25 protein-coding genes are annotated in these 24,585 nt (G+C 61.4%); 9 read left to right on the plus strand and 16 right to left on the minus strand.

Annotation, left to right across the window (positions count from 1 at the left end):
* Positions 1 to 3: 3 nt before the first annotated feature.
* Positions 4 to 441, minus strand: coding sequence for a GtrA family protein (locus tag ATN38_RS06820; protein ID WP_020908979.1), 438 nt, complete (start codon positions 439 to 441; stop codon positions 4 to 6).
* 141 nt (positions 442 to 582) lie between these two features.
* On the opposite strand from ATN38_RS06820, the gene ATN38_RS06825 reads away from it, so the two are divergent.
* Positions 583 to 1,290 (plus strand): TetR/AcrR family transcriptional regulator, encoded by a 708-nt coding sequence (locus tag ATN38_RS06825; RefSeq protein WP_007731468.1) that lies wholly within the window; start codon positions 583 to 585, stop codon positions 1,288 to 1,290.
* Between the two features lie 49 nt (positions 1,291 to 1,339).
* Here the strand turns inward: ATN38_RS06825 and ATN38_RS06830 are convergent, their stop codons facing one another.
* Positions 1,340 to 2,836 (minus strand): MFS transporter, encoded by a 1,497-nt coding sequence (locus ATN38_RS06830; protein ID WP_003940566.1) that lies wholly within the window; start codon positions 2,834 to 2,836, stop codon positions 1,340 to 1,342.
* 99 nt (positions 2,837 to 2,935) lie between these two features.
* On the opposite strand from ATN38_RS06830, the gene ATN38_RS06835 reads away from it, so the two are divergent.
* Positions 2,936 to 3,595, plus strand: coding sequence for a TetR/AcrR family transcriptional regulator (locus ATN38_RS06835; protein WP_080712681.1), 660 nt, complete (start codon positions 2,936 to 2,938; stop codon positions 3,593 to 3,595).
* A 9-nt stretch (positions 3,596 to 3,604) separates the two neighbouring features.
* Here ATN38_RS06835 and ATN38_RS06840 read toward each other — a convergent pair whose 3' ends face one another.
* The 3 genes from ATN38_RS06840 to ATN38_RS06850 all read right to left on the minus strand — a co-directional run bounded on the left by ATN38_RS06840 (position 3,605) and on the right by ATN38_RS06850 (position 5,495).
* Complete coding sequence (locus ATN38_RS06840) at positions 3,605 to 3,808, minus strand: PspC domain-containing protein (RefSeq protein ID WP_218747745.1); 204 nt, start codon at positions 3,806 to 3,808, stop codon at positions 3,605 to 3,607.
* A gap of 190 nt (positions 3,809 to 3,998) precedes the next feature.
* Positions 3,999 to 4,847 (minus strand): alpha/beta fold hydrolase, encoded by an 849-nt coding sequence (locus tag ATN38_RS06845; RefSeq protein WP_020970664.1) that lies wholly within the window; start codon positions 4,845 to 4,847, stop codon positions 3,999 to 4,001.
* Positions 4,848 to 5,141: 294 nt separating this feature from the next.
* Positions 5,142 to 5,495, minus strand: a complete 354-nt coding sequence (locus ATN38_RS06850) for a helix-turn-helix domain-containing protein (protein WP_007731459.1) — start codon at positions 5,493 to 5,495, stop codon at positions 5,142 to 5,144.
* 109 nt (positions 5,496 to 5,604) lie between these two features.
* On the opposite strand from ATN38_RS06850, the gene ATN38_RS06855 reads away from it, so the two are divergent.
* The 5 genes from ATN38_RS06855 (at position 5,605) to ATN38_RS06875 (ending at position 10,194) form a co-directional block, all read left to right on the plus strand.
* Positions 5,605 to 6,225, plus strand: coding sequence for a malonic semialdehyde reductase (locus ATN38_RS06855; protein ID WP_063315823.1), 621 nt, complete (start codon positions 5,605 to 5,607; stop codon positions 6,223 to 6,225).
* Between the two features lie 300 nt (positions 6,226 to 6,525).
* A complete protein-coding gene (locus ATN38_RS06860) occupies positions 6,526 to 7,173 on the plus strand; it encodes an ABC transporter permease (protein WP_054187726.1) in 648 nt (215 codons plus the stop codon).
* Positions 7,170 to 8,381: an ATP-binding cassette domain-containing protein gene (locus ATN38_RS06865; protein WP_007731456.1), complete on the plus strand. Its 1,212-nt coding sequence runs from the start codon at positions 7,170 to 7,172 to the stop codon at positions 8,379 to 8,381. Before ATN38_RS06860 ends, ATN38_RS06865 begins: the two co-directional genes overlap by 4 nt.
* A 2-nt stretch (positions 8,382 to 8,383) precedes the next feature.
* On the plus strand, positions 8,384 to 9,202 hold the full coding sequence (locus tag ATN38_RS06870) for an ABC transporter permease (protein ID WP_003939758.1): 819 nt from the start codon (positions 8,384 to 8,386) through the stop codon (positions 9,200 to 9,202).
* Positions 9,199 to 10,194 (plus strand): glycine betaine ABC transporter substrate-binding protein, encoded by a 996-nt coding sequence (locus ATN38_RS06875; protein WP_003939988.1) that lies wholly within the window; start codon positions 9,199 to 9,201, stop codon positions 10,192 to 10,194. The genes ATN38_RS06870 and ATN38_RS06875 overlap by 4 nt, the downstream gene beginning before the upstream one ends.
* A 27-nt stretch (positions 10,195 to 10,221) precedes the next feature.
* Here ATN38_RS06875 and ATN38_RS06880 read toward each other — a convergent pair whose 3' ends face one another.
* Positions 10,222 to 10,998, minus strand: coding sequence for a trans-aconitate 2-methyltransferase (locus ATN38_RS06880; RefSeq protein ID WP_030535206.1), 777 nt, complete (start codon positions 10,996 to 10,998; stop codon positions 10,222 to 10,224).
* A gap of 75 nt (positions 10,999 to 11,073) precedes the next feature.
* The gene (locus tag ATN38_RS06885) at positions 11,074 to 12,111 is read right to left on the minus strand and encodes a phosphatidylinositol-specific phospholipase C domain-containing protein (RefSeq protein WP_211920844.1); all 1,038 of its coding nucleotides are present in this window, start codon (positions 12,109 to 12,111) and stop codon (positions 11,074 to 11,076) included.
* A gap of 190 nt (positions 12,112 to 12,301) precedes the next feature.
* On the opposite strand from ATN38_RS06885, the gene ATN38_RS06890 reads away from it, so the two are divergent.
* Entirely contained in the window at positions 12,302 to 13,840 is a 1,539-nt protein-coding gene (locus ATN38_RS06890) for a long-chain fatty acid--CoA ligase (RefSeq protein WP_064113488.1), read from the plus strand.
* Between the two features lie 19 nt (positions 13,841 to 13,859).
* Here the strand turns inward: ATN38_RS06890 and ATN38_RS06895 are convergent, their stop codons facing one another.
* The 4 genes from ATN38_RS06895 to ATN38_RS06910 form a co-directional block, all read right to left on the minus strand.
* Positions 13,860 to 14,924 carry an acyl-CoA dehydrogenase family protein gene (locus tag ATN38_RS06895; protein WP_064113487.1) on the minus strand — a complete coding sequence of 355 codons (1,065 nt, stop codon included), beginning with the start codon at positions 14,922 to 14,924 and terminating at the stop codon, positions 13,860 to 13,862.
* The gene (locus tag ATN38_RS06900; RefSeq protein WP_042922335.1) at positions 14,921 to 16,048 is read right to left on the minus strand and encodes an acyl-CoA dehydrogenase family protein; all 1,128 of its coding nucleotides are present in this window, start codon (positions 16,046 to 16,048) and stop codon (positions 14,921 to 14,923) included. The genes ATN38_RS06895 and ATN38_RS06900 overlap by 4 nt, the downstream gene beginning before the upstream one ends.
* A 58-nt stretch (positions 16,049 to 16,106) precedes the next feature.
* Positions 16,107 to 17,255, minus strand: coding sequence for a TetR/AcrR family transcriptional regulator (locus ATN38_RS06905; RefSeq protein WP_218747747.1), 1,149 nt, complete (start codon positions 17,253 to 17,255; stop codon positions 16,107 to 16,109).
* Positions 17,256 to 17,377: 122 nt separating this feature from the next.
* Positions 17,378 to 17,932 carry a TetR/AcrR family transcriptional regulator gene (locus ATN38_RS06910; RefSeq protein ID WP_007731448.1) on the minus strand — a complete coding sequence of 185 codons (555 nt, stop codon included), beginning with the start codon at positions 17,930 to 17,932 and terminating at the stop codon, positions 17,378 to 17,380.
* A 184-nt stretch (positions 17,933 to 18,116) separates the two neighbouring features.
* Here ATN38_RS06910 and ATN38_RS06915 point away from each other — a divergent pair, with 184 nt between their 5' ends.
* Positions 18,117 to 19,340, plus strand: coding sequence for a cytochrome P450 (locus ATN38_RS06915; RefSeq protein WP_218747748.1), 1,224 nt, complete (start codon positions 18,117 to 18,119; stop codon positions 19,338 to 19,340).
* 6 nt (positions 19,341 to 19,346) lie between these two features.
* Here ATN38_RS06915 and ATN38_RS06920 read toward each other — a convergent pair whose 3' ends face one another.
* From ATN38_RS06920 to ATN38_RS06940, 5 genes are all read right to left on the minus strand, one after another.
* Positions 19,347 to 20,732, minus strand: coding sequence for a lipase family protein (locus ATN38_RS06920; protein WP_007731446.1), 1,386 nt, complete (start codon positions 20,730 to 20,732; stop codon positions 19,347 to 19,349).
* Positions 20,732 to 22,015 carry a hypothetical protein gene (locus tag ATN38_RS06925; RefSeq protein ID WP_218747749.1) on the minus strand — a complete coding sequence of 428 codons (1,284 nt, stop codon included), beginning with the start codon at positions 22,013 to 22,015 and terminating at the stop codon, positions 20,732 to 20,734. The genes ATN38_RS06920 and ATN38_RS06925 overlap by 1 nt, the downstream gene beginning before the upstream one ends.
* Before the next feature lie 296 nt (positions 22,016 to 22,311).
* Positions 22,312 to 23,370, minus strand: coding sequence for a hypothetical protein (locus ATN38_RS06930; protein WP_228401300.1), 1,059 nt, complete (start codon positions 23,368 to 23,370; stop codon positions 22,312 to 22,314).
* Position 23,371: 1 nt separating this feature from the next.
* Positions 23,372 to 23,983 (minus strand): signal peptidase I, encoded by a 612-nt coding sequence (locus ATN38_RS06935; RefSeq protein WP_080726729.1) that lies wholly within the window; start codon positions 23,981 to 23,983, stop codon positions 23,372 to 23,374.
* A complete protein-coding gene (locus ATN38_RS06940) occupies positions 23,980 to 24,585 on the minus strand; it encodes a SipW-dependent-type signal peptide-containing protein (protein WP_021332053.1) in 606 nt (201 codons plus the stop codon). Before ATN38_RS06940 ends, ATN38_RS06935 begins: the two co-directional genes overlap by 4 nt.

Consider the following 24,585-nt stretch of genomic DNA (forward strand, 5'->3'; position numbering starts at 1 on the left):
CGCTCAGAACACCCAACCGCGAAGGGCGACGAATCGCAGGCCACCGACAATTCCGCTCACGGCGATCACAAGCCCGGCTTGAAGAAGCCCGTCGGCGCCCGGGAGAAGGAAGCCGAGCGCACTGATGGCGGCAGAACTGGCGATCAACCCGACCAGTGCGAGTCCACCGCCTTCCCACTGCGCGGTGAACCAGTTGACGCGATCCGCGGCATGGAAGGTGAGCCGGCGATGCAGTTCGTTGGCCAGAATGGTGCTCAAGACTGCACCAACTGCGTTGGCGACCAGCGCTCCGTCACCGCGCAGCGCCAGAAAAGCGGCAAAGTACAAGATGTTGCTGGCTCCGCCGACGAGGGCAAAACGAACGAGCTGAGCAAAGGCGCCGTCGCCGGCAAGAGCGCGAAGCCTCGTTGCCGCGAAACCTGCACTCCGCGTACCCACCATCGAGATCGGATTGCTCCCGACCCAGATGTCAGACGTGCTCATATCGGCTTCTCTCATACGGACAATCGGAACCACACGTTCCGCTTAGTAATATAGCACTAACGGAATCGATCATTCCGCTTAGTGCCGTAGACTGTGAGGATGCCGACAACACACCCCGACGCTTCTCATGCGGGGACCTCGGCCGACTGCTCACAGCCGCGCCTTCGGTCCGACGCCAAGGCCAACCTCGAGCGCATCCTCAACTCCGCTCGCGAGGTGTTCGCTGCCCAAGGACTCGACGCCACGCTGGCAGACGTCGCGAAGCACGCCGGCGTCGGCGTCGGCACCGTCTATCGCCGCTTCGCCAGCAAGGACGAACTGATCCAGGCACTGTTCGACACGCGGTGTTCCGAGATCGAAACGATCGCCGCCACCGCCCGAGAGATGCCCGACGCCTGGGAAGGTCTTGTCTACTTTCTCGACGTGATCTCTCTGCGCATGGCAGACAACCGCGGATTCGGCGATCTCCTGATGGACGGACGCTTCACGTCCGACACCTTCGCTCGCGCGCGCGCCGGGATCGCTCGACACACTGCGGTACTTGTCAATCGCGCCAAGGAACAGGGCACCCTGCGCAGCGACTTCGAAGTCAACGACATTCCACTTCTCATGCAGGTCGTCAAGATGGCCCAGAAGTTCGGTGGCGACGAGGCCCCTCAGGCTTACCGCCGCGCACTCGGGTTCATGATCGACGGACTCTGCGCGTCCCGCACCGACCATCGGGAACTGCCCGTGCCGGCGCTGTCCTCCGAGCAACTCGATCACGTCCTTCATCGGTTTCAGGCAACGCCCGGGAAGAACTGCTGAGTCGATTTCGGGGTCGACGCCATTGCGGCGTCGACCCCGAAATTTGCTGTCAGTGGGCGATTACCGGTTCACCTTCCGGCGAATCCGGAAGCAGTCCACTCCGAAGAACCAGTCCGGTCAAGACCGCACCGACCGCGAATATGCCTGCGGCCCAATAGAACGTCGTGGTGTAACTCTCGACGGCGGCCTGCGCCTGAGTCAGCGGATTCATCTCGCGGCCCACCAGATAGTTGGTAGAAGCCGAGGCGGCAATCGTGCTGAGCAGTGCAGTTCCGATCGAGCCGCCCACCTGCTGCATCGTGTTGACCGTGGCAGATGCGACGCCGGCATCTTCGTGATGCACGCCTGAAGTTGCTCCCTGCATCGACGGGGCGAAAATGCTGCCCATGCCGAGTCCGGTGACGACGAGCCCCGGCAGAATGTGTACTGCATAGGTGCTGTCCACGGAAATCTGGGCCAGCAGCGTCATTCCGATCGCCGCGATGACCATTCCGCTCACGATCAGCACTCGCGGACCGACGCGCGGCAGCAAAACCGCTGTCGAAAGCGTTGCCGCTGTCACGATTCCGAACACCATCGGCATGAATGCGAGGCCGGTCATGATCGGGCTGTACCCGAGGATCAGCTGCATGTAGTACGTCAGGAACAGGAAGACTGCGAACATGCCTGCGCCGGAAAGGAAGATCGCCAGGTACGAGCCAGCCCGGATTCGGTCGAGGACCACCCGCAGCGGAAGAAGTGGGTGCTCGGACTTGGTCTGCCAGTAGATGAACGCCGCCATGAACACGACGCCGGCAACGAGCCACGAGATAGTGGGAGTTGCACTCCACCCGTCCGACTCGGCCTTCGAGAATCCGAAGACGATGCTGAACAAGCTGATCGACACCAGGATCGTTCCGGGGATGTCGAGCTTGGGTCGCGAGTCACTGGTGTGCGGCGCGAGCAACAGGACTGCTCCGACCAGAGCGATCGCCGCGAAGAAGAGATTCACGAAGAGGCACCAGCGCCAGTCGACCCACTCGGTGAGTGCGCCGCCGAGCAGCAGTCCGATGGCGCCACCACCGCCGGCAACGGCACCGAAGATACCGAACGCCTTGGCACGCTCACCTGGATCCGTGAATGTCACGGACAGCAGCGACAGGGCTGCCGGGGCAAGGAGCGCACCGAATACGCCTTGGCCGGCACGAGCGGCAACAAGCATTTCGAAGTTGACGGCTGCGCCACCGATGGCGGAAGCGACTGCGAAGCCGATCAGGCCGACGATGAAAGTTCGCCTGCGCCCGAACAAGTCGCTCAATCGACCGCCGAGTAGCAGCAAACTGCCGAACGCCAATGCGTATGCCGTGATGATCCACTGGCGGTCCGAATCACCGAACTCCAGTGAGCGCTGCGCAGCAGGCAGCGCGATGTTGACGATGGTGGCATCCAAGACCACCATCAGCTGCGCAATTCCCAGAACCGCGAGAACCAGCCACCGCTTTGCGTGGTTGTCCCCTGAAGGCGCTGAGGACTGCTCGAATTCAGTCCGTTCAGCAATGTCTGACATAGTCCCTCGCCCAACCTATGCGGAGATGGCTTCTCCGGTTAGCAAAAACGCTACACGAAAACGGAGAGGCTGTCTCCACTTGGCGGGTAGAGTGGGGACATGAGTACCGCAATGGAGCGCCCCCTTCGCGCCGATGCTGCACGTAATCGGCAGTTGATCATCGACGCCGCACGTGAATTGTTCGCCGAAGAAGGGATCGACGTCACACTCGACGACGTCGCCCGGCGCGCGGGGGTCGGCGTCGGAACGGTCTATCGGCGGTTCGCCAGCAAGGAAGAATTGATCGACGGAGTCTTCCAGCAGAACTTCGCCGACATGGCAGCGGCCGCGGACGCGTCACTTGCCAATCCGGATCCGTGGGACGGACTTGTCACCTTTGCCGAATTCGCCTGCAGCCGTATGTCGGTCAACCGCGGACTCAAAGACGTCCTGAACGGAACCGACGAGGGATGCGAGCAAGTCGCATGCCAACGATCCATCATCGAGCCGTCGGTCGAGAGGATCTTCTACCGGGCCCAGGAGGCCGGGATGCTGCGCACCGACGCCGTACCGACGGACCTGTTCGGCCTCATCTTCATGGTGGGCGCAGTCACCGAATTTGCTCAGCCCGTCAACCCGACCGTGTGGCGTCGATACCTCTCGGTAATGCTCGACGGCCTACGCACGGAGGGCTTGCACCGTGACGCACTGCCCCTTCCTCCACTGAGTTCGGAGGAATTGCACGAGGCCAAGCAATGCCTGAAAGACCGCCGCCGTTGAGCGGTTCGGTCAGATCTGCTCACGAGGAATGAAAATCCACATCACGATGTAGATCAGAAACTGCGGGCCGGGCAGCAGGCACGAGAGTACGAACAGCAAGCGGACAGTCGACGACTTCCAACCGAAGTACCGAGCGATTCCGGCGCACACCCCACCGAACATTGCTCCCGAGCGGGCGCGGGTGAGCTTGCGGGTATTCATCGGGGAGGACATGTGTTGTTTCCTTTCAACGGAACTCGCGGTTCATCCGCGTCGACCTCCACTATCCGCTGCCGATCCACCTGTGCGCATCAGGCCATGGACCCATCTTTTCCGACGCGGTGTGTCCTCAGGTACGAGTCCGTCCCCGCGTCGGACTCAGGGTTCTCCCCCACACCCCGGCCTCGGACCTCAGCCTCGCACCTCAGCAGGGAAACATGCGTCGAAGCCGTTTCGGAGCCGCAAAAGGTTGCCAGTTGTCGACGTCCTGCGCCAGACGATCGGCAACGGTCCACAACGCCGACGGGTTGTGGGTCAACCCCATGTGACTGCCTTGCACCGCAATGCTTTCCGACAGGCCTGCCGAGGTTTCACAGCACGCTTGCCATGGAACGATACCGTCGTGCCTGGAGTAGACCGACGTGGCGGGAACGGAAATAGGCGATCCCTGTTCGGATTCGATGCCGTCGACCGGAGGCAGTATCGCGTGATTGCCGGACAAACGAGCGTAGAGAGATCCGACTCTCGTCTGCTCCAGACTGGTGAGACCGAAAGGACTTCCCAGTGTCACTACCTGACGCACCGAATCCGGCAGGTCCCTCGCCAGCTTTCGAGCGTAGATACCGCCCAGACTCCAGCCAATTACCGACACCTTCTGCTCGTATCGATCTGCTACCTCGGCCAATGCGGCAGGCAGTCCGTCGACCACCGTCGCCGTCGGACCGGTGTTCAGACCCAGATTCCAACCGTGAACCCGGTATCCGAGAAAGCTGAGGTATGTCCTCAAGGCGAGAGTCGAAACGTCCGAAGTCAGCAATCCGGGGAGAACGAGGACCGGATGCCCGTCCCCACGCGGCGATCGAAGCAACCAAGGAGCCGCGAGAAGCAGTGAAGCGATGTCGACCAGTCCGCGCGTCGGCTCGCTCAGACACATCGCCAAGGATGGTGGCCCCGGAACGAGTGGGTCGACTTCACGAATCAGCGTCGATCGCTGCGCCCAATCGAATTCGGTCTCCGCGAAATCGATCGCCGAGACTTCCGCAACTACGGACACCTGAACTCCTGTCGGCCGGTGCCCTCGTCGGGGCGTGTGGTGGGGCGGTTCCGCGAGCTGTGTGCTCAACCCGCGGAACCTTGTCCTCATCCACCACCGGTAGCGAACCAGGACCCGTTCTGCCCACAGATTCGTGACCAAAGGCCTCTCGACCACACGAACACTGTGTGATCCAGAACACTAGTTTTGGCTACGTTGCATCTACGTTGCGTAGATGTTTCGTCGCTTCCTACGAGATTTCGTCCCACAGAAGCGCGACCCACGCGGTCGCGGCGCCGGCGTCCTAGCGAGCGCTCAGTTCGAGCAACTCTCGGGTGGCAGATTTTCGGCGGCCCACGTTGTCAGTTCACTGAGAGCGGGGAGCAGCGCCTGCCCCGACGCTGTGAGTTCGTACTCCACGGCGATGGGCGGACCTGCATCGACGCTCCTCGTCACCAGGCCTGCCCCTGCCAACTCCGTCAGGCGTTCCGAGAGCACCGAATCACTGATCCCGCCCACCGCGCGCTTGAGTTCGGAGAATCCCGCCGGCCCGTTCAGCAGCGTGCCGAGAATGACGCCGTTCCACCGTTTGCCCAGGAAGCCGAACGCGCGGGCCAGAGCCCCGTCACATGCGCGGGGCTCGTGTCCCGCTTCGCTCTTGCTTGCCACCCCACCATCCTAGCCACAGTGCTAACGTATCCGTAGGCACTATTTTTTTACTAGCAACTAGCTTTACCGGGTGATGCTCGGTCGAGCTACCACGGAACGGAAACCCCCGATGTCTCTCGACGCAGCCACGCCATTCACCGCCCAGCAACTCGACGAAGCCGGCCGCGAACTCCTCTTCACTGCGGCTCGCACCGCCAACTCCTTCTCGAACGAACCTGTGACCGACGACGAACTGACTGCGATCTGGGAGCTCGCGAAGTGGGCACCGACCGCGGCCAACACCAATCCGCTACGTGTGCTGTTCGTCCGTACCGAGGAAGGCAAAGCACGCCTCGTCGAGCACATGGCAGACGGCAACAAAGCCAAGACCGAGGCCGCTCCTGCAGTTGCCGTTCTGGCGGTGGACACCGAGTTCTACAAGCACATCCCCAACCTGTTCCCCATTCGCCCGGAGATGAAGGACTACTTCGAATCCGACGAGGCTGCCGCCAGTTCGACGAGTCGGTTCAATGCCGCACTTCAGGCCGGCTATGTGATCCTCGCGATTCGCGCACAGGGTCTGGTCGCCGGCCCGATGGCCGGGTTCGACGCCGACGGCATCGACGGCGAATTCTTCGCAGACGGACGTTTCAAGACGATCCTCGTGGTGAACATCGGCCATCCCGGTGAGAACCCCTGGTTCGATCGTCTGCCGCGCCTCTCCGATGAGGATGTGCTCAGCTGGGCCTGAGGCCAATTCGGACAAATCAAGCAATGCGGGAGAGTTCTGCGGAACTCTCCCGCTTTGCCATCTCCAGCGCGTTTCAACTCTGCTCGCAGTGGGTACATACCCGCGTCTCGCAAAATCTCACGTCCAGAACAACATCCGACACGCTGCAATCGGAATTAGTTGCAGTATCTCAGTTTTTGGACGACAGTCGAGGGAAACCCCTCGGCCTACGGAGGCTGTGGGGAAAGCCCTTGTGCGCCGGTCGGTGTCGAGGGAAGACGTTCGAGCGAGCAGAAGTCCGAAGAAAGTGGGTTCGGAAATATGGGCGCGCTATGGGATTTTGTCGTTGCACGACGACAACAGTTGTTGACCGACTCGTACCTTCATGTTTCAGCAGTTATCCAGTCCGTGATCATCGCGACGATCGCCGCCGTGATCATCGGCATTCTCGTCTACCGGAGCCCGGCGGGATCCTCCATCGCTACGGCGTTGGCCAGCACGATCCTGACGGTTCCTTCATTCGCCCTCCTCGGACTGCTCATTCCGATTCTCGGTCTCGGCGTCGCTCCCACGATCACCGCGTTGATCTTGTATGCCCTGCTCCCGATCATTCGGAACACGATCATCGGTCTGGATGCAGTCAACCCGGCGATCACGGACGCAGCCCGCGGTGTCGGAATGAATCGCATGCACGTACTGAGTCGAATCGAGCTACCGATCGCGTGGCCGTCGATCCTCACCGGCATGCGGGTCAGTACACAGATGCTCATGGGCATCCTCGCCATCGCGGCGTACGCCAAAGGTCCTGGTCTGGGAAACCTGATCTTCTCCGGACTCTCGCGTGTCGGTAGCCCGAATGCTGTTCCGCAAGCGCTGGTCGGCACCGTACTGATCGTCATTCTCGCTCTGATTCTCGACGGAATCTACGTCGTCATCGGTCGTCTCACTACTTCGAAGGGGCTGCAATGACTGAAACCATTCCGTCTGACGTATCCACAGATCAGAAGGTATCCGGGGTCGAGATCGTCCTGGAGTCCGTCACCAAGCGGTACCCGGGCCAGAAAGCTGCAGCGGTGGACAATGTTTCGCTGACTGTTCCGGCCGGTGAAATCGTGGTCTTCGTCGGACCTTCGGGTTGCGGCAAGACGACGACGATGCGCATGATCAACCGCCTGATCGAACCTACCTCCGGCAAGATCACCATCGACGGCAAGGACGCGCTGTCGATCGACCCGGACAAGCTCCGCCGTGGCATCGGGTACTCGATCCAGCAGGCAGGCTTGTTCCCGCACTTCACGATTGCGAAGAACGTCGCGACTGTCCCGGGTCTGATCGGTTGGGACAAGAAACGTATCGCAGCGCGCACCGACGAGATGCTCGACCTCGTAGGCCTCGATCCCGATACCTATCGCGACCGCTACCCTCGCCAATTGTCCGGTGGGCAGCAACAGCGTGTGGGCGTGGCGCGGGCGCTGGCTGCCGATCCTCCGGTGCTGTTGATGGACGAACCTTTCGGTGCCGTCGATCCGATCACCCGCGGCCTGCTCCAGGACGAACTGATGCGTCTGCAGTCGGAGTTGGGTAAGACCATCGTCTTCGTCACGCACGATTTCAACGAGGCAGTCAAACTCGGTGACCGTATTGCCGTGCTGGGCAATCAGTCCAGCATCATGCAGTACGACACTCCGGAAGCGATTCTCGCCAACCCCGCAAACGACATGGTCGCCGGATTCGTCGGGGCGGACGCCTCGCTCAAGCAGCTGACCCTGACACGCGTGCGCCAGATCAAACTCAAGCAGTGCCTCACCGCCCGCGAAACCGATTCGGTCGATGATTTGAGAACCGCACTCGCAGCGCGTAAGTGGAAGTGGGCCCTGATTCTCGATCAGCGCGGACGGCCGCTTCGCTGGGTCTCGCCCGGCCACCTCGCCCATGCGTCGACTCTTCGAGGTGTCGGTAACGAGATCGGCGAAGCCGTGTCCATCCAGTCCACCCTGCAGGATGCTTTGGAAGCTCTTCTCGCAGAGAGCAATGCGTCCACCGTGGTCACCGGACGGCGTGGCGAGTACGTCGGTCTCATCACCATCGACACACTGGTCAGCCATCTTTCCGAAATGCGCGAGGAGCATGCGCACGACCACGACGAAGAGCCAGACACCGAGAACGTCGAGGGTTGAACATGACTGCCACGACAGAGGAGCGCGTCTCCGCGCCTGAGATGGAACCGGACGCCCCCGATCTGGGTGCGGCCGAGAACGCCGCCACGCGCCGTGCGGAACGGATGCGACTGTATGTGCAGCCGGTCATCGTCCTGATCCTGGTTGCGGGCGTGTTGATCTGGGCATTCAGCCGAGATCTCAACGCGACGCAGAAGGCGAGCATCAACCTCGACAACATCGTCACTCTGACCTGGCAGCACGTACTGATCACCGCCGCCGTGGTCATCATCGTCGTCGCCATCGCGGTTCCACTCGGAACCCTGCTGACCAGGCCGAAATTCACCCGCCTGGCACCGTTCTTCGTGGGAATAGCCAACATCGGAGCCGCAGCGCCTGCCATCGGCCTGCTCGTGCTGTTCTATCTCGCGACAAGAACGACCGGCTTCTGGATCGGCGTGTTTCCCATCGCGTTCTATTCGTTGCTTCCGGTGCTGCGCAACACCATCCTCGGCTACCAGCAAGTGGACAAGACCTTGATCGATGCGGGGCGCGGGCAGGGAATGTCTTCGCTCACGGTCCTACGTCAACTCGAGTTCCCGATGGCCGTCCCGTACATCCTTGCAGGACTGCGTACTTCGCTCGTTCTGGCCGTCGGTACCGCGACGCTGTGCTTCCTGGTCAGTGCCGGCGGACTCGGCATTCTGATCGACACCGGATACAAGCTCCGCGACAACGTCACCCTCGTTGTCGGTGCCGTACTGGCGGTGTCGCTGGCCTTGCTGATCGACTGGCTCGGCGCGCTCGCCGAAACTTATCTCGGGCCCAAGGGATTGCGATGACCAAGACTTCGATCACCAGAACGTGGGGCTGGAAACTCGCGGTTGCCACGATCGGCCTCACACTTGTCGCTTCGTGTGGTCTCGAGTCCGGTGGCGCACTGCCCCTGGCCGTCGGCCCCGGCAGCATCGAGCCGGTTCCGGAGCTCGAGGGTGTGAAGATGACCGTCGGCTCCAAGGACTTCACCGAGCAGATCGTGCTCGGGTACGTCATCGAATTCGCGATGGCCGCTGCGGGCGCGGATGTTCGAGATCTCACGAACATCCAGGGCTCGAACAGCACCCGTGACGCACAGTTGAACGGCCAGATCGATCTTGCGTACGAATACACCGGAACCGGCTGGATCAACTACCTCGGCAACGAGACACCGCTTCCCGATTCGCAGGCGCAGTTCGAGGCCGTCCGCGATGCGGACCTTGCTGCGAACGACATGGTGTGGACCGATCCGGCGCCGATGAACAATACGTATGCATTGGCGATGAGCAAGGAGACCGCTGAGAAGACCGGTGTCAAGACCGTTTCCGACTACGCGAAGTTGGTCGAATCCGATCCCGGAGCTGCGGTGACGTGCGTCGAGACCGAGTTCAACGTCCGCCAGGACGGATATCCCGGCCTGGCAGCGAAATACGGTTTCGACGCCTCTCGTGCCCAACGCCAGATCCTGCAGACCGGCATCATCTACCAGGCGACAGCCGATGGCGATCAGTGCAAGTTCGGCGAGGTGTTCACCACCGACGGTCGCATCATCGCACTTGATCTCGTTCTGCTCGACGACGATCTCCAGTTCTTCCCGAAATACAATCCGGCACTGGTGATGAAAAAGGACTTCGCGGAAGCACATCCGCAGGTAGCAGAAGTCATGGCACCGATCTCGGAGCGACTGACCAACGAGGTGATGACCGAGCTCAACCGGCAGGTCGACGTCGACGGCAAGGAGCCGGCGGACGTGGCCCGCGACTGGCTGGTCTCGGAAGGCTTTGTCACGGCGCAGTGATCGGCTGACCGCAACCCAGCCGAGTAGTTACCGTTTGCGTCCGACGCAGAACACCCGCCGGAACGGAAAGAGCGTTCCGGCGGCTGTTGCGGGGTAGGCCTCCCTCAGCAGATCGGAATACTGACGCTCGAACTCCGGAGCGTCAGCTTCGCCGAGAACGTCGAGCACGGGTCGTAACCCCGTCCCCCGTACCCATCCGAGCACCGGGTCGGCACCTGCCAGCACGTGTACGTACGTCGTCTCCCAGGCGTCGACGTCGAATCCGTGTTCTTGGAGACGCTGCGCGTACTGAACTGGACTGTCGACGCCTTCCGGGCCGCGTAGGACGCCACCCAGTCGCTCACTCCATTCCGCTGATTCCGCGAGATCTCGCATGAGCGCATGGGACGGAGCATCGAAGTTACCCGGCACCTGCCACGCCAGCCACGATCCGGATTCCAGGGTGTCCGCCCACTGGTCGATCAGCTCGCGATGGCTCGGAACCCACTGCAATGCAGCGTTACTGACGACCACGTCGTAACCGGTGGCGTCGAAGGACATGATGTCCCCCAACTCGACGGTGACGTTTCCCGGTAGGTCTGTAGGGGCCTGCGCGACCATTTCGGGAGACGAGTCGAATCCGGATACCGAGGCGTCCGGCCATCTTTCCCCGAGCATCGCGGTCAGGGTGCCTGATCCGCAGCCGAGGTCGGCTACCCGCGTCGGGTCTTCGGTGGCCACCCGTGACACCAGGTCCACGAACGGGCGTGACCGCTCACCCGAATAGCGGCCGTAGACTTCGGGATTCCACGTGACAGTGCGCATGAACCCATCCTGCACCCTGTTCCTGAGAATTGCCGCCCGTCAGATCTCGCTCTTCACGATCCGGCCATTCGAAAATCACCGACGCGGCACCACGGTGGACACTACGTTCGGCAACCTCGACCAGTCCGCGGTGATGTAACTTGCGTGCTGCCCGGCCAACAGGTCGAGACGCTCGCTCGCCTCGGTTTCGGTGGCATGGGTTCCGTCGATCTGCGGAGCGACCTTGTGCGCGTCGGTCATGACGAGCAGGTAGCCGCGATCGTGGTACCAACTCGGATCCACGACTCCGGCGGTGTAGTCGAGAGCATCACCGTCGAAGATCACGAACCACGGACGGATCCCCGGGTCGGTATAGCGGTCGAGACGTGGGTCTCCCGGTGATGCACGGTGAACAGCGGGAAAGGCGGCGCCGAGTTCGACGAGCCCGGCGGAGGACAGATCTCGCAGGTGCGTCGCATACTGCCGGTCCGTCCACTCCGTATCGAGAGGGTTTCCCTCCTCGATCGTTCCCGGTATCAGCTCGAACAGAAATTTCCCGGTCATTTCGGAATTGCTCGGCCATCCACGCTCGGTGACGGCGGCATCCGGGGTGGAGTAGGACTCCCCCATCAGATCGGCCGGCGTGAAAACCGCGTCTCCGAGAGTCCCGAGAATCAGGGCGTCGAGATCCGCGGGCCCACGTCCGTACCCGGCAGTGAACCCGTCCTTGATTTCCAACTTGATCATCACCGGCGGATGCTCGGGATTGGCCTCGTGCCACGCCCGCATATCTGCCAGGCATCCACGGAATCCCTGATCTCGTAGACCGCTTCGCAACCCGGATGCGTCCTGAGCGCCGACGCAGTTGCTGTCGCTCGCCACCGGATTCATGTGCGACACACGCCAGTCCGGACCGCCTCCGTTGGTCCACAAGTCCAGCTCGAGCAACGACGCCCCGGAATCCAAAGCGTCGGCGAAGTACGAAAACGTCGCCTTCTCGTAGGAATTGTGGACCCCGACTGACGTGGTCTCGGAAAACGAGCGCACTTGGTTCGTAGTCGTTTCGGCGCCGGCAGAGGGCGCCGAGACGACCGCCACGAACGCACTCATACCGGCTACCAGGATTGCTCGCATGTTCGACACTCTCGCAGAAATCACCCCACGGCAGGATGGAATCGTCAGAGTTAACTGGACAATCGTCTAGATTGCACCGGAGTGAGGCATGATTTCAGGCGGTGAGTGAGGGCAATTGTCAGGCCAATAGCATCAGTGCCGGAACTGATCCGAGTCAGAGCACTCGCCGCACACTCGCAGGAGGAATCGCATGCAGCTGACTCAATTCGTTCACCGATCCCTACGAGCGTCGCCCGAAGCGGTGATGACGATCTCCGATGGCCGAGTGCGCACGTCTCGCGAATCGGTCGACCGGATCAAGAGGCTCGCGGGCGGGCTGCAGACGTTAGGCCTGCGCACCGGTGACAGAGTCGCGATCTTGGCATCGAACTCCGACTACTACCACGAGGCGCTCCTGGCCTGCTGGTGGTTCGGAGCAGTGGCCAGTCCGGTCAATTCTCGCTGGAGCACGGCGGAAATCACATACGCCCTGGAAGATTCAGGGTCGACGGTATTACTCGTGGACGAGAATTTTGCTTCCGTCGGATCTACCCTTCGCGAGGCGTGTCCAGGCCTGACCACTGTCGTCTACTGCGGCAACGACCGAGTTCCGGACGGAATGCTCGACTACGAACAGGTGATCGCGGAGGCGATTCCGGTCGACGATCTGCGCGTCGGCGGCGACACGCTTGCACTACTCCTCTACACCGGCGGGACCACCGGAGTGCCGAAGGGCGTGATGATCAGCCATCAAGCGCTGATGACCTCGGCGCTGGGCACTCTCGCGGCAGGCGGCGTGGCAATCAGCAACGGAACGAACCTCGCGGTGAACCCTCTGTTTCACATTGCCGGGATCGTCGGATGGTTGGCTCAGTCGCTGATGGGTGGAACTCAGGTCTTCGTACCGAACTTCAGCCCACGGACGTTCCTCGAGGCCGTGGACCGCTATCGCCCGACAACCGTGGGTCTGGTGCCGACAATGCTCCAGATGTTGGTCGCCCACAAAAACGAAACGGGCGAAGACGCAACCACCTACGATCTGTCCAGCGTCAGGATCCTGAGATACGGCGCCTCGCCCATATCTCCGACGCTTCTCGGACAGGTCATGCAAATGTTCCCCAACAGTTCCTTCGCTCAGGGCTACGGGATGACTGAAACCGCGCACATCAGCATGCTGAGTCCAGCCGATCACCTCGAAGGTGGTGACCTCCTCCGCAGCGCTGGTCGCGCACTCCCTCATTGCGAGGTGAAAATCGTCGACCCGGCCGGCTCGGAACTCCCACCCGGCGAGGTGGGCGAAATCGTCACGTTCGGCAGCCACGTCATGCTCGGATACTGGAACAAACCGAAGGAGACCGCTGAAGTGCTCCGCAGCGGGTGGATGCATACCGGCGACGCGGGGTACCTCGACGCCCGCGGTTACCTGTTCATCGTCGATCGCATCAAGGACATGATCGTCACCGGTGGCGAGAACGTCTACTCCACCGAGGTCGAAAACGCTCTGGAACAACACGAATCCGTCGCGGCCTGTTCCGTGATCGGTCTGCCCGATGCCCAGTGGGGCGAGCGTGTCCATGCCGTGGTCGTCCTTCGGCATGGTTTCGACGCCGACGCCGACGAACTGCGCGCTCACGTGAAAACGCTGATAGCCGGATACAAATCTCCGCGCACTTTCCAATTCGTCGATGCATTGCCGCTGTCGGCAGCAGGCAAGGTGCTGAAGCGCGATCTTCGTTGCAACGCAACGTAATCCTTTACGACGGTCAGGATTACAGCTTCAATGTCGGTTCTGGGTCGGTGATCAAGCGGTGCAGTGACGGCGACGCCGCTACGGCCTCTCCTAGTTGCGTCGCACTCGCGATTTCGTCGCCGAACTCCGATCGCCAGGCGTGCAGTCGACGCGTCAGTTCTTGCAATCGGTATTCGCGGGTCATGCCGATTGCACCGTGTGCCTGGTGGGCGGCGCGGACGCTCACGAGCGCATTCTGCGAAACCACCAATTTGGTTGCGCTCACTTCGAAGTCGGCGTCGCCTCTGATGAGTGCATGTGCAGTGCGATCGACGGCCAGCGTGGACATCGAAGCCATCTGAGCAAGCGTCACGATATGCTGCTGGACTGCTTGAAACTGCGCGACGGGCCTACCGAATTGCACCCGGTCGGACACATAGCGCCGGGTCAACGTCGACGCCGACTCCATCGCTCCCGACATCTGCACCGAGCGCAAGAACGCGCCGAGCTTGCTGAGAATCCGGGCATCGACCGGGTTGTCGCCGTCAATGGTCCGCGCTTCGGAGAACGTCAGGCTCTCACGCGGTTGCCCCGCAAGATCCGTCCCGCCACCGATCTCGGCGTCGGAGATGTCAAGGAGTACGACGCGATCACCGAGAACTGCTGCCAGCACTGATGCAGCGCTACCCCACGGCACGTCGTGAAAGGTTCCCGAGAGAACACCGTCGTTGGTCCGGCGCACATCGTCGCGCGGCGAACCCGGGGCGACCGTTGCGATTCCGGAGGGCACGGGTAACCCGCCCGCTGTTGCCAGCCTGCCCGCGAGGTACGTCTCGGCGAGCGGCAGCGGCGCAGCGTGCCTCGCCGCCGCGCGCTGGACAGTCACGGCGTCGAGGAGCGAGCCACCGGAACCACCAACCGATTCGGGAAGACCGACCAGAGGTAACCCTAGTTCGACTGCCGCGCTCCATAATCCGGCGGGCAGACCGCCGATCTCCGCCTGCGCTACCACCTCGGTGCCGGACTTCTCGGCGAAAAATTGCTCGACCATCGATTCGAGGTCGGCGTCGAATGTGTACGCGTTGATCTGTGACCCCGAATTCATCGGTCCAACCCTTTCATGATCACGGTGCGGAGAATTTCGTTGGTACCGCCGCGAATCGACCACGACGGCGCCACCAGCACGGCCCGGGCGAGCAGCGACTCGTACGGATCGTCGGATGCAAGGTCCGGAGCCCGGCCGAGGTGCCGCGCGACGGTCGCAACACAGTCCTGTTCGAAGCGTGTTGCCATCTCCTTGATCAGCGCGGCCTCCGTGACCGGCGAGCGACCGGCGTCGACCATCCGTGCGATGGACAGCGACATCCCGCGAAAAGCCCAGCAGCGTGCGGTAATCGAGCCCAGATCGGCGAGGGCAGCTGGACCGCATTGCGCTGCTTGGTTGGCCGCGAAGTTCTCGAGGACCGGCATCAGCGACATCCAACGGTCGACGCCACCTCGCTCGAGTGCGAGTTCACCGGTGTTTTGTCCCCAGCCCGCTCCGACGTCTCCGAGGCGACGCGAATCCGGCACGAAAACATCCTGGAACGACACCTCGCAGAAGTCCTCACTACCGTCGATGAACGGAATGGGTGAGACGGTCAGACCCTCGCTGTCGCGATCGACGATCAGCTGAGTGAGACCGTTGTGCTTGTCTGCCGAGGTTCGAAGCAGGGCGAGTATGTGTGTGGCATGGAAGGCGCCGGTGGTCCAGATCTTGGTGCCGTTGACTTTCCAGCCACCATCGACACGTTCGGCGCGAGTGCGCACCGATGCCAGGTCCGAACCCGAGTCGGGCTCACTCATCCCGATCGAGAACGAGAACTCACCGCTCGCGATACCGGGAAGGAAGTACCGCTTCTGTTCTTCCGTGCCGTTGGCGGCGATGCTCGGACCCGACTGTCTGTCTCCGATCCAGTGATAGCCGACCGGCGCTCCCCGCGCGAGAAGTTCTTCGACGACGACCAATCGATCCACTGCTGACCGTCCGCCCCCGCCGTATTCCTTCGGCAGCGACATGCCGAGCCACCCACGTCGACCCAGATCTCGCGAGAACACCGGATCCACCGCCCCGGCCATCCCGAGTCCGAGCGAGTAGGTACCGGGGGTGAGTCGCTTGTCGAGGTACTCCCGCACTTCAGCCTGAAGAGCAAGCTCCTCGATCGTCAGTTCTGTTGCGTCGAAACGCATGACGTCTCCGATCAGTTTCGTGAGTCGATCCGCCGCCCGTGGCGCTTACCCGAATTTTTCATGCGCCCAGCAGCAGGGCGCAGCCGATCTCGAAGAGTCTGTCCGACAGGTCGTCGCGACGGCGAAGCCGGCCGATTCGGACGGCGTTCTCCACAACTGTCAAAGTGGCATTGACGGTGATCCTGGCGGTGGCGGACTCGAGGCCCGGACGGACTTCTTCGAGCATCTTGACCCATAGCGCGACGTACTCACGTTGATTCTGTTCACACGTGCGGCGGAACCTGTCCGGTAATTGGTCGAGTTCGCTGATCAACAACCCGATCAAATGACGCTCGTTGATCGCGAAATCGATATGTGCGGCAAGCAATCCGGACAGCGCGTCCTCCGGGCCGGTTGCGGCGCCGAGAGCCTGTGCAACGCCGAGCCGGCGACGCTCGCCGCCCCTCGAGACCGCGGAGATCAGCAGGTCGATCTTGGCATCGAAGTGGTTGTACACATTCGGGCCTGTCGTTCCTGCAGCCTCACCGATGTCCTCGGTATTGACTGCTTGATATCCACGCTCGTCGAACAGCCGAATTGCTTCGGTCAACAAGAGTTCACGTCTGGGTATCACAACGGGCAGGTGACCCGTTGCCGCCACGACTTTCACTTCTGAGCGACCCAGTTCCGCGTATGCAGCGCGGTCTGCCAACTCGACAAGCAGCAGTTCCATCTGACGCCTCGGCAAGGACACTCGATGCGAAGACACACTGTTGAAGACTGCGATGACAGCCCAGGCGAGCAGATAGCTGTCTTCCTCGTCGAGGTCGGGACGCTCAATTCGGATCAGCGCTGCATCGCGCGAAGCTGCACTCTTGAGGGTCGAACGCATTTCCTCACGTTGCTCGTCAGGCAGATAGCGTGCCTCTCGCTGCCACAGGAGCGACAGACCCCGACGTTTGGACACCGATGCCGCAAGTTCGGTGATCAGTGTTTTCAGATCCTCGGCACCTGCGACCCGATCGTAGAGCGATTCGATGCCTGCGTTGACCGCGGCGTAGAGGAGATCCGGCTTGTTCTTGAAGTGCCGATAGAGCGCAGGTGCCGTGATTCCAACTGCAGCAGCCACCTGAGCGACAGACACGTTGTGATAACCGTGCTCACGGAAAAGCTCACCTGCAGCCGCAAGAATCTGCTGCTTACGGTCGCGGGGCCTGCGTACGACCATCGTGACTCTCTCCTTCGCGGCAGCGGACACGCTCAGAGTACCGAGCCGAGGAATGAAGCAATGAACCGAACCGTCTACAGCAGCGACGATCCGATGCACCGTTCACGAACACGGAATCCCGCTCAGGAGTAGATGAACGACTCGACCATCCCTCGTTCGGCGGCCCTGTCTGCAAGAGGCCACGCCAACAGCATCAACACGATCCGAACCACCCACTGCGACTCTTGACCTTCAGGATCCAATCCTGCAAGTTCCAGTGCAGTACGCGGGAGCAACGGCGAGGACACGAGATACTCGTCGATTCCGTTGGCCCGCGCTGCCGCAAGGCCGTGGCTCATGGCAGCGTCGGATCTGATCGCGTCGACGGCGACGAGGATCGACTCCACGATGCGCTCGTCGCCGTGCAGTGATTCGACGGCAGTCGCGACCTGGCTCGCCACGGATGCCGCGCCTCGTGACAACAACCCCTCGCGGATCGCGGACTTGCCACCTACGTAGCGGTAGAGCGTTGCCCTCGAACAGCCTGCGCGGGCAGCGACGTCGTCGGCGTTGAACCGATCGAATCCCTGTTCTCGAATCAGCTCTGCCGCAGCCGCGAAGATGCGCTCGGTTGCGAGTTCACGGCGGTTACCGCCGGCCAACCAGTCGGCGGCGCGGCGCTCGTTTGCACCGGTCACTCTCCGTCACCTCGTCTCACTCTGACACAGATTCAATCAGAAATCTCAAGGCTACGGAAGGCCGCGAGCCTCTGACCTGGAAGAAGTACGAGGGGTTGAAGTGCGTGAGATTTTCTCAAAATGCCAGTTCAGAGGCATTTTCCACCTGTTGACTTCTCCTCGACGGCCGTGAAATCTTCCCTTCGTGACACCATCGACGCTCGACATCAACCCTTTCCTGCCGTCGAACATCGACGACCCGTACCCGCTATACGACGCACTCCGGCGCGAGCACCCCGTGTACCGCATTCCTGATACCGACTTCTATCTGGTGTCCACGTGGGAATTGGTCACCGAAGCCGTTTCCCGTACCGACGACTTCTCCAACAACCTCACCGGCGTGCTGGTTCGTACACCGGACGGTTCGGCAATGACATTCGACATGAACGGCGGCGGCCAAGCTGTTCACGTTCTCGCGACTGCCGACGAGCCCGACCATCAACACCAGCGCAAACTTGTCTTGCCGACACTGGTCGCCAAACGTATACGAGCACTCGAGCCGGTGATGACCGAGTACACGCAGCAGTTGTGGGACAACGGCTTCGACGGTCGACGGATCGAATGGGTCACGTCGGTAGCGGACACGCTGCCGCTGCAGATGGTTGCCACGCTGATCGGCCTGCCGGCACACGACGTCCCCCAATTGCTGGCGTGGTCGTACGACAGCACCGAACTTCTCAGCGGCATCGTGACGTCGGAGCGTTTGACAGGCGTCGTCACCTCGGCGGCCGAACTCACCGGGTACCTCTACAGCAAGTTTCGTGACGCACGGGCTCACCCGGTGGATGATCTACTCGGAGACCTCGTCCGTTGCTGTGACGCAGGCGAACTCAGCGAAGACGTGGCCGTGCTGATGTTGGTGCAACTCGTCGGTGCGGGTGGCGAATCGACCGCCGGACTGATCGCCAACTCTGCACGGTTGCTCGCCGAGCGCCCTGAGATTCAGACGCAGCTGCGCGAGGACCCTCTACTCGTGGGCGCGTTCCTGGAAGAAACGCTCAGGCTCGAGTCACCCTTTCGCGGACATCACCGACATGTCAACGCGGACACGACACTCGGTGGCATGACACTGCCCGCCGGCAGTCATCTCATACTGCTGTGGGGTTCGGCGAACCGCGACCCCGAGTCGTTCGTCGAACCACAGGTGATGAACCTCGACAGAGTCAATCCCCGAGCACATTTCGCCTTCGGCAAAGGAGCACATTTCTGTGTCGGGGCCGCGCTGGCTCGTCTGGAAGCAAAGATCGCGATCGCAGTCCTTCTCGAAAACAGTGCGCACTTCACAATCGATTCCGAATCCCCACCCCGTTGGGTCCCCAGCATGTTCGTACGCCGCCATCAGAGTTTGCGTCTCGCTGTCACCGGATAGTTTCACTCAGTTGTCGAAATTGTGGGCTATCCAGTCGATCGTCTGCATTCCGAACAGATCAGTTCCCCAACCGTATGGATTCGTGAATGCGCGGTCCATACTGCAGTCGGTGGGCTGGTAGCTCACGTCGGTCCCTCCACTCCTGTACGTGTCCGCCAGTTCTCGCGCATCAGCTGCCGGTACAAGTGACATCGGGGAGTCGTCCTTTGCGCACGAAGTTATCAATACCTTCGACGCCGGAGCACCGTGGCCCAGTACGTTGTCGTCGTACGCGCGCTGGAAACTGGGTTCTGTGATCGGATCGATCCCCGGCTCGAAAAGGCTCGCCAGCGGTACGAACGGAAGCGTGAAGTACGCCGGCATCTGACACTCATCCCGGTACACGTCGGCAATCGCTCGGCCCACCGGATTGAGCTTGTCGTTCAACTTCATCTCGGGGTACCAGGGCTCGAGGCCGAGGAGCGTCGCCAATCCGAAGCCGGCCCCGACCGAGGAATCTGTTGTCTCCATGAATGTTCGGGGCTTGATCACCATTCCCTCGAGGACTGTCGAGACGATGTCGAGTTCCGGTGCGTAGGACTGCGCGGATTCGGCGGCGAATGCCGAACCGACTCCACCACCAGCGATTCCGAACAACGCAATCTCCGCATCCGGATTCAGCTCGGAATCCTGCACCTGAAATGCTGCGCGCACTGCATCCAACTGGGCGTGCCCGGCGAACTTACCCGCGAAGACCCCGTGGGGATCACGGTCTCCGTTGTTCCCGACGTCGGAAATTACTACGGCATAACCTTTTCCGAACATCAGCGCCAGCGGACCCAAGGCCGACCAGGAGGCGCCGTCCAGCGGATCACCGCCCGTCCAGTGCGAACTCGGATGACAGTAGCCGCCGACGCTGTCGTTGGCCTCCTGGTAGCTGATGACTTTCTTCTCCGATGCCGGTGTTCCGTCGATCGGGATCATCATGATCCCGGTGCTCACCACCGGCGTCGAACCGTCGATTCCAGTTGTGACGTACATGATCTTGTAGGCGTCGAGCTGTCCCGGTTTGTATCCCGTGAACAGTACATCCACCTTCTTCGACTTCAGGAGGTCACCGGGACGCTCGACGCCGGTCAACACCGGCTCGTCGTAAAACGGATCATCGGCGGTGAGCGCAGTGAAGATCTCCTCTTCCGATGCGAACTCCCCCGACCTGAGCGCACCGACCGTGAACCCGTTGAAAATCTCTCCCAGAGTGGGAGTATCGGTCCGAAACTCCTGGGATACCGGAGCTTGCGCATCGTCTGGAACACCACTGCCTGGGGCCTCGGCTTCAGCAGTCGCAGGCAGAACCAGCGCAACGGTCAGCGCTACCAGCGGGGCAAACCTTCGAAATCTGGCACCCGACATCACTGAACTGTCACTTTCAAACTGGAGAGGGCCGATTCGAGCGTTTGTGGGAGGGTCACCATCGGGCGGTGACTCTCCAATTGAATTTCGTAGGGAACACTTAATGTGGCTACGAGCCGTGGCCAATCTTCTTCGGCCATCGCTCGGTACTTCGGCAAGAGCTGTGAGGTGATGTAGTCCCACCGTTCCTCGTACACCGACCAGTTCCAATCCGGTAAGGGCAGTGTCACTGTCGCGGTGCGTCCGTCCGCCAGTGTTGTCGCGAACTCGAGAGACCGAAACGAGCGAGGCGGTACGACGCCGGCGACCGAGGGCGAGCCGGCGACAGTCGATGCGTAAGTGATCGCCTCTCCCACATCACCTTTGTAGGCGCGCACGGTATCCCACTGGTCGCGGATGATCATCCCTTGCTCGCGTTGGAGCAGTGCTACGTTCCCACGTGCAATCCGATTCGAATCGCCGGAGGCTACATCACGCCAGGCGTCCATGACATCCTGACCGAACAATCCGGCACTCTGCATTTCCTCCAGCGCGGGAAGTCCTTCATCCACGTATGCCTGATGCATCGGCATCAGATCCGAGAAGATGTTCTTCTGCATCACCAGGATCATCCCCAGCACATAATCCAAGTCGTCCGCCGTGACGTTCCTGCCCACCGCGGCGAGCGCGCGCAGCCCTGCCGGCAATTGGTTCAGCGCTTGCACGCCAACCTGATCCGTGACCTGAGAAACTATCGAATTGGCAACATATTGCAGATTCGGAAACGAGTACATGCCCGCCATCAGTTCGAAGTCGATCAGTCCCCCGCCGAAGTCCGCACCAACCTGTCCGCCCATGCCCGCCCACTGCAATTCCGGGTGACCGAGTTGCAGATCCTCGTAGTAGCGGTACGACTTCACCAGGTTCGTGCGATTAGCCGACACTCCGGCGCGCGGATTCCACGATGAGAGATCGATTCCGGCGGCTTCCGTGGCAGCGACCAATCGATACTGAAACAGCAAGGCCGCATAGGATTCCGGACTGCGACCACTGGCGCGGGCTTCTTCCACAAGGGCTTGCAAGGTGCCGAGATCAGTCGGCAACGCGGGATGGACACCGCCCGGACCGTGTTCGGCATTCCGATTCACCAAAGGCAAATTCACGTACTCGCCCAGCTCGGACGCCGACGCTGAAATCTGTACCGAGAGCAACGCGGACATCGCCAGCGCACATGCCGTCGCGGCTGCCAATACGTCGCGCGCCCAACGACGTCGCCGAACACCTGCCCCCAGGTTCATCCGCATATCGATCCCTGTACTCAGGTCGGCATAGCCCCAATCGACGCCGACACCAAACACTTACTTTGCAGTAAGATAACTCGAGCCCCGAATAAGTGCCAATCCACTGCGAACGCTTCAGGCATCTCTACACGTCGTTGCCGTCTGCAGTTGGTTATCCAGTTCACGGGCGGCCGAAACCTCTCCAGCGGGCGACCAGCCGGTTACCTGATTGCCCGACACCGTCGGAACATGCGCAGCTACGACTGTGCCCCCGGGTCCGGAAACTCGGGGGCACAGTCCAGACGTCGAGTGATTGGCCGCTACCCGAAGTCAGGCATGTTCTGCCCGCTGTCCTTGTAGAACTTCCATGTGCCGTCCTGCGGTGACTCCATGATGCGGTAGACCTCGGTTGCCCCGACAATCCACAACTGGCCGTTGTACCAATGCAGAGTGGAACCCGATTCCACACGGCCACTTGCGAGTTCGTTGCCGTCGGCGTCGACCACTGCAACCCTGTTACCACCCGCAGTCCAGCCGCCGGTGAGGCCGCCACTCTCGACTGTGTCCGTCAGAACCGGCTTCGGATCAGCCGAGGGAGTGGTCTCCGGCGACGTGGTTTCCGGGGTGGTCGGTGCCGGAGTTGTCGTGCTCGGTGCCGTCGTGGTCGTGGCCTCGGTGGTGCTGGTCGGCTCGGTAGACGTTGTCGGATTGGCGGTCTCGCTCGTGGACGGAGCTTGGGTGGTGGTCGTCTCCAACGCATCAGGCTCGTTCGGCACCATCGCTTCGGCCTGCATCCTGCTCAGAGGGTTCGCCCCGTTGGGTGCCGGTGTCGCCGGATTCCAGGTGTTGGTATTTTCCCAGGCCTGGTTAGCCAATTGCGGACCACGATTACCCTCGCATTCGGTCCTGTTACTTACGAGGTCCTTATGGGTTATCTCGACAGACGACATGAAACCAGATGAGATTGCCGGCCCGTTCACGGTGTACACCCGCGCCCACATCACATTGCGACTGCCATGGGTAATTCCACTGATGGACGTTTGGCTCGCCGACAGATTATCCGTTCGAACGATGTAGCTCGGATCGGATTTCCTCACGAAAACCACCTTGTACCCCGTGACACCTGGAACCGCGGGCCAGCTCAGGTTTGCTCTACGTCCCAATAGGTCTGCTCCTCCCGACGTCGAGCAGTTCACAGTCGAGGTCAACGGCGTCGGATAGAAGTTGCCCGTCGCCACCTGTGCGCCAGTCGAATTGACCACGTCAGTTGGATTTGCCAACGTCCCAGTGGCCTGAGCCAGACCGAAAGCCATTGCAGCAGCGCCGCCGACAGCGATCAACGACCGCAGCGACTTCATGCGGGTGCTAGCCCGTCGCATTTCAATCATTATGAGCCTCCTGAAGCTCCCCGCAGGTTTCGTCAGCATCGACGCGGGCGTCATTTGTAGTGGCGGCGCGGGCATTCTCCAGACGCCGGTCTTTAGTTCGTCCAAATGCGATGACCAGCACCGCGCCTACCAATCCGCCGCCAAGGAAGGTTGCGAGCGGGCTGGAAAGCCAAGCAACGACATAGCCGAGCCCGCCGACGCTGATGAACACTCGGTCGGCCTCGGTGATGGTGTAGGGCAGTCGATCAGCCACATTGTTGGCATCGCCCTTGAGCGTGGCGAGCACGGTGTCCGCTCCTGCCGATTCGAGTTCGACCACGCGGTGGGTGATGCGCACGCCTTGGTCGTTGTCGACGCTGATCACGTCGCCGACAGCCAATTCAGTTGCAGGCACGGTCTTCGCCAGCGCCAGCGCACCGGTGGAAATTGCAGGTTCCATCGAACCCGAGCGAAACACCAGTGGTTTGATCCCGAATATCAGGGACGCGAGAGTGGCGATTATGCAGATGAGCCCGGCGACCGCAGCCACATTCAAGGCAATTTCCTTGCCACGACTGCGTCCCACGCTCACCTCCTCATCGGTGCTGTCCATCGCGATGATCACTGCCCCGTTGCGGTGAAGTTGAAGCCCAGATCGGCGATCTTGAACTGCTCCGTCTGACCCGCGGTCGAATCGACGGTCACCTTGATGCACACCTGCTCCGAAACACCGGCAGCGAGTGATCGGCCAGAGACGAGTGTCGGGTTCCCGGAGAACGCTTGCTGCGTCCCGATGATCGGTCCTGAACAGGTACTGCCGTCGTTGGCGCCGGTCTGATGTAGGGAAACCTTGAGCTTCCCGATCAGCGCGGACGAACCCGTGGCCGTTGCCGATACCGCCCACTGGAAGTTGGCAGTTCCGGTGTTCTGAACCGTCAATGCCCCAGCCTCACTCTGGCCTGGCAGCATGCTGTTGCGCTTGAGTTCGGTGAATTGGTGTGCGGGCCGCTGGTTGTCGACTTTCAGCTGGACCGACGAAGTGCTGAACATGCCGGTGGTCGCAGTAGCGCTGTCGGACCACGCCGCCATCGTGCCGACCGCTCCGAGGCCCAGGACCATGCCCAGTGAGAGCACGGCCCGGGTCCGTATCCAACCGGTCTCGCCCAGACGGCTTCGCATCCGCGCCCCGAGACGCGCGTCGCCGCCCGATTTCTGTTCTGTAGACAT

This window comes from Rhodococcus sp. FH8 (assembly GCF_019266085.1).
Classification (GTDB): Bacteria; Actinomycetota; Actinomycetes; order Mycobacteriales; family Mycobacteriaceae; genus Rhodococcus_F; species Rhodococcus_F qingshengii.